This window comes from Paenibacillus baimaensis, from assembly GCF_025567575.1.
On sequence record NZ_JAOQIO010000109.1, the window covers coordinates 1 to 2,887 of the forward strand.

The 2,887-nt window shown below is 43.7% G+C and carries 4 protein-coding genes and 4 pseudogenes; 5 read left to right on the forward strand and 3 right to left on the reverse strand.

Annotation, left to right across the window (positions count from 1 at the left end; all coding sequences use genetic code 11):
* Positions 1 to 147 (reverse strand): helix-turn-helix domain-containing protein (locus OB236_RS40215; RefSeq protein ID WP_408638539.1); only part of this gene is annotated, 147 nt, incomplete at its 3' end.
* A gap of 392 nt (positions 148 to 539) precedes the next feature.
* Here OB236_RS40215 and OB236_RS32005 point away from each other — a divergent pair.
* From OB236_RS32005 to OB236_RS32020, 5 genes and pseudogenes are all read left to right on the forward strand, one after another.
* Positions 540 to 878 (forward strand): terminase gpP N-terminus-related DNA-binding protein, encoded by a 339-nt coding sequence (locus OB236_RS32005; RefSeq protein WP_262687630.1) that lies wholly within the window; start codon positions 540 to 542, stop codon positions 876 to 878.
* 25 nt (positions 879 to 903) lie between these two features.
* Positions 904 to 1,347 (forward strand): annotated as a pseudogene (gene istA, locus OB236_RS40220) (IS21 family transposase); the annotation flags it as partial.
* Positions 1,348 to 1,520: 173 nt separating this feature from the next.
* Positions 1,521 to 1,751, forward strand: coding sequence for a hypothetical protein (locus tag OB236_RS40225; RefSeq protein ID WP_408638540.1), 231 nt, complete (start codon positions 1,521 to 1,523; stop codon positions 1,749 to 1,751).
* Between the two features lie 51 nt (positions 1,752 to 1,802).
* Positions 1,803 to 2,099: pseudogene (locus OB236_RS32015) on the forward strand (ATP-binding protein); the annotation flags it as partial.
* A gap of 53 nt (positions 2,100 to 2,152) precedes the next feature.
* Positions 2,153 to 2,326, forward strand: coding sequence for an AbiJ-related protein (locus OB236_RS32020; protein WP_262687631.1), 174 nt, complete (start codon positions 2,153 to 2,155; stop codon positions 2,324 to 2,326).
* Between the two features lie 18 nt (positions 2,327 to 2,344).
* On the opposite strand, the pseudogene OB236_RS32025 reads toward OB236_RS32020, so the two are convergent.
* A pseudogene (locus OB236_RS32025) lies at positions 2,345 to 2,530 on the reverse strand (transposase); the annotation flags it as partial.
* 42 nt (positions 2,531 to 2,572) lie between these two features.
* Positions 2,573 to 2,887, reverse strand: a pseudogene (locus OB236_RS32030) (hypothetical protein); the annotation flags it as partial.

Sequence of the window (2,887 nt, forward strand, 5' to 3'; positions counted from 1 at the left end):
GTTTTCCTCAGGGGTACGGTTTGCTTTCTCCGAAAAGGAACCGGAGGTTTGAATTTGTTTGATCCATCGATCTAATGCTGTCGCGCTCAGGTCGTATTCACGAGCAATGTTGGCTCGAGTTTTTCCGCTTTCATATAACTGAACCATCTAGTTTTTAAATTCGTCTGTAAATGTACGTCTTCCTTTGGGCATCGTAGATTCGCTCCTGTCTGATGTTTTTATTCTACTAGTCCTCAATTAATCTGTCCAACTTACTATAGCCGATCCAGCTAAAGATTATCAATCCAAGGGATTGTCAAAGCTATTAAATATTCTTTCTCCTTCTGTTTTTTTTCAAATTACTCAGATTACTCTACGCAATATTTTGAACTATTTATATTCTGCTGGGAGCATCCAAGGTGAGCTTTATCTAATAGAATTTTTAAACAGGACATGGAATTTAGATAACATGCCTCCTGTTGATACTAGATATCCGATGTGGACACCAGTTGTAAAATATCATATATCAGCGGACAATCTCTCCGAGAAGAGAGAAGTAGATGATCAAGAATGGGGAATATTTTATGATCAAGGAAATGTATGAAAAGGGGATGTACGTTACCCATATAGCTAAAGAATTAGGTAGAGATCCGAAGACGATACGGAAATGGCTGGAGCAAGATGAACCAGGTCGGTACCAGCGAATTAGCAACCGAACGGGTAAACTCGATCTACACAAAGACCACATACGTCACCGCATGGAAGATGGCTGTTTGAATGCGATGGTCATCTACGATGAGATCAAAGCACAAGGATACACCGGCAGTATGACCACGCTTCGTTACTTCATGAGGCCGTTAAAACCAATCATGGCTTCTAAGGCTACAGGAACGGTTTGAAACGGAACCTGGCGAGCAAGCCCAGATCGACTGGGGACATTTTCGAGTCGATTGGAATCAAACGAAAAAGCAGCTTTATGCGTTTGTGATGGTCCTTGGTTATTCACGTATGCTGTATGTGGAATACACAGAAGATGAGAAAGTAGAAACGCTTATCGGTTGCCATGAAAGAACCATGACGTACTTCGGAGGGATTACGAGAACCTGCTTGTATGACAATATGAAGACTGTTGTCATTGGACAAGACGAGCAAGGTGAAGTCATAGTCATATGGAATGAGCGGTTTGCACAGTTTGCTGCCCACCATGGATTCATTCTTCGTCGCTGCAAACCCTACCGCCCACGAACAAAAGGTAAGGTGGAAAATGGTATTGGTTATGTACGGAAGAACTTCTGGCCAAGGGTCCAGAGCATTACTGGATTACACGATCTAAACGAACAGGTACGCTTGTGGTTAGACACGGTGGCCAACTGCAGTGTGCATGGGACAACCCATGAGATCCCTACGGAACGCTGGACGGACGAGAAGCTGAAACCCGGCAATCTTTTTCCCTTTCAGGCGGCGGAACGCCATCCCCGTAAGGTTCTAGCGACACCTTGGTTTCTTACCAGAGCAATCGCTACTCCGTTCCGTTTGTTTACGTGGGACAACATGTACACAATCAGGATGAGAAAAACGGCATGCTCCACCTGTACAACCAAGAAGGAGAACTCATCACCAACCATGAAAAGGCAAGCGGAGTGCATCAAGTCATAACCCATAGCCGCCAGGTGTGGGAAAACCAATCTCGTCGTAGGGCTGGCTTTAGAGGCGATTGCCCTAAGGTATTCGGTATACTCATCACGGCTCATGATCTCGTTCAGACCCTATAGCAGGCACATCAAACGAACAACATGAAATAAAAGATACCTATGTTTCTCAAAGCCGATCTCCTTATCATTGATGAGATCGGTTACCGAAAGATGGACGACGCAGCCGCGCATTTCTTCTTCCAAATCATCTCCGAACGGTACGAGAAAGGCTCCATCATTCTCACCTCAAACAAGTCATTTGGCTCTTGGGGTGAAATATTTGGAGATGCCGTACTCGCTACTGCTATTCTAGACCGGTTACTGCATCATTCGATAACAATAAACATCAAGGGTGAGAGCTACAGGATTAAAGAAAAGAAAAAGGCTGGGTTATTCAAACCAGATATGACGGAAGACAAAGAGCCCTGATTCCGCTCTAAATAGGGAATTTTCAACTGCTGCTTTTGGGGAGTATTAAGTTGGTGTTGACACCGAATGCTATTAGAGATATTATTCAGCATATGTATGCGAATGACGATCGGGATTCCGAATATTTATACGAAAAGTATTTGGATATTTTTAACTTACAGGATGAGCTGTTCATCCATTTTATTGAACAAACAGTTCACCCACAGGTAAGAAAAAAGAATCTATAAAAGTTGAACTGAAAAACTTCAGACTCGAACGAGCAAACGGTCAATGACTTCAAGAGGCGATTGGTTGACGCGTTTCATGAAAGTTGCGACATGAGAACGGATGACATAAAACTTATGGAAAAAGATATTATTCACCACATCGTGCTTCAGCCATTTCCATAAGCCTTCAACGGGATTAAACTCAGGGCTGTATTTCGGTAAGTAACCAAACGGAGCCGCGGATGCTGACGTAGAAAAGACTAAATTTCATCGGCGTGATGGGTACGCGCATTGTCGAGCACGATGACAATTTGACCTTCTGGATAGCCTTGTAAAATGACATCCAACTTTATGCTCACCATGGGTGGCAATCTTTCGCTGTTGCCCCGTGGGAAACCAGTTATATTGCAAATCCAAATACGCACGTATCATCGATTCATCTTCAAATAAAAGATGATCGATCTTCTCTTGGGCAAGCTCCTCTTTGAGTTCGGGGAGTATCACTTCACGGAACTGCTTTTGTTTCTCCTTGTCGGCCCGCACCAGCGTATAAGTCGCCTTTGTATAGCTAAAGCCTAACCG

Bases quoted from the DNA above. Each gene is read 5' to 3' on its own strand.
- OB236_RS32005 (WP_262687630.1), top strand. From the start codon at position 540: ATGATCAAGAATGGGGAATATTTTATGATCAAGGAAATGTATGAAAAG.